Origin of the sequence: Rahnella perminowiae, assembly GCF_019049755.1 — a bacterium.
Lineage (GTDB): Bacteria > Pseudomonadota > Gammaproteobacteria > Enterobacterales > Enterobacteriaceae > Rahnella > Rahnella perminowiae.
Map to the genome: position 1 here is coordinate 1 of NZ_JAFMOS010000201.1, position 1,753 is coordinate 1,753.

At 47.6% G+C, this 1,753-nt stretch carries 1 protein-coding gene; it reads left to right on the plus strand.

Annotated features, from left to right (window positions below):
- Nucleotides 1-363 precede the first annotated feature (363 nt).
- Complete coding sequence (locus J1785_RS01265; protein WP_217218629.1) at nucleotides 364-1,188, plus strand: SDR family oxidoreductase; 825 nt, start codon at nucleotides 364-366, stop codon at nucleotides 1,186-1,188.
- Nucleotides 1,189-1,753: the final 565 nt, after the last annotated feature.

A 1,753-nucleotide genomic window follows, 5' to 3' on the forward strand; every position in this document is an offset into this window, starting at 1 on the left:
CCTGAAAGACTAGTCAGGGTGATGGTGATGATGGTGGTTAATCAGAACGTTTATCATGTCAGTCTCTCAGTATGTTCATTGCTGTGCGGCGTGATTCAGATTTGAAACATTCGCAACACAGACTGCATTCGCTGCCAATAAAACTAAACGATCGGGCGGCAACAGCGCAACCTTTTTTTCCGATGATGAGTTTTTCTTATCCACGTCGGGGGTTTCATCGGATAAATGAATAATTCGTTAACAGACACAGAGAAAACCTTACGCTGGCTGAACGGAGAAAAGGCGATGTTTGCTAATATAAAGGAAGCGGTATCAGCAAAGGGTGTTGTGAGGCCCGATGCCAATGAAACAATGGAGCAAAGTATGAAGAAGGTTTCGATTATCGGACTGGGCTGGCTGGGAATGCCACTGGCGATGGCACTGGCTTCTAAAGGCTATGAAGTCGTGGGCAGTAAAACCACGCCGGATGGGGTAGATGCCGCAAGAGCGGTGGGGATCGAATGTTTCCCGCTGGTGTTTACGCCGCAGATGGAATGTGCAGCGGAAGATCTCGATCAGTTGCTGAATGTCGATGCGCTGATCATCACCTTGCCTGCACGCCGGACAGTGGAGGGCAGCGAACTGTACTTCCAGGCGGTACAGCTGTTAACTGACAGCGCGCTGGCGCATAACGTGAAACGCATTATTTTCACCAGCTCGACGTCTGTATACGGTGAAGGAGACGGTGTGGTGCACGAGGGATCTGCGCTTGAGCCGGTCACGGCCAGCGGAAAGGTGCTTAAAGAACTTGAAAACTGGCTCCATGGTTTGCCTAATACATCGGTTGATGTGCTGCGTCTGGCCGGTCTGGTGGGCGGCGATCGTCATCCCGGGCGTTTCATGGCCGGAAAGACGCAGGTCAAAGGCGGCCAGCAGGGTGTTAACCTGGTACATCAGGATGATGTCATTTCGGCAATTATATTGCTACTCAGCCTGCCCAAGGGGGGCCATACATTTAACCTGTGCGCGCCTGTGCATCCGGTCAAAGCTGAGTTTTATCCGGCGCTTGCCAGACAGATGGGGCTGGAGCCGCCAACATTTGCTGAACCTGCTTCAGCAGAGAAGGGCAAAATCGTCGATGGCGAACGGATCTGCAAAGAACTGGGATTTGAATATCAGCACCCTGATCCGCGAATCATGCCTTTTTAATCATCAGACGCGATTTAAATAATACAACGTTATGACCTGTCGGAAATTTCGGCAGGTTTTTAAAGTATCCGCTGCATTTACGTTCAGAAAACAGCTTTCTCATTGTGAAAGAGACTATTATTGATCATGGGCTCGCCTATTTTAATCTCTCTGCTTAATTAGCCGGTTTAATCGCAGATGATTTTTGAAGCCGGTTGTCTTATCTCCGCTGACTTCCCTGTTAAAAATGTGTTTAAATCATCCCCCGGGCAGTAAAACTGGCGGCAGATGCTGATTTAGTAATAAAATTCCTATTCATGAACTTTTTGTTTGCCATTGCGCGGTATAAATCACTTTTTTAAGCACAATCATTAAAGTTTTCCTGAACATTTGCCGATAGGTAAGTACGGCAAAGCATGGCCGTTTCATCACTTCTTCTTATCAATCCGCTCCTGTTGCCGGATGTTTCCGTATGCCCGATCATAAATTCTTACAATCCTTGGCTTTTTATTTTTAAAGCTGCATGGTTGCTCACGATTTAAGAACAGTTAACGCGTATTTCCTTCACAATCCTTTAGGACAACTC

Bases quoted from the DNA above. Each gene is read 5' to 3' on its own strand.
- J1785_RS01265 (WP_217218629.1), top strand. From the start codon at position 364: ATGAAGAAGGTTTCGATTATCGGACTGGGCTGGCTGGGAATGCCACTG.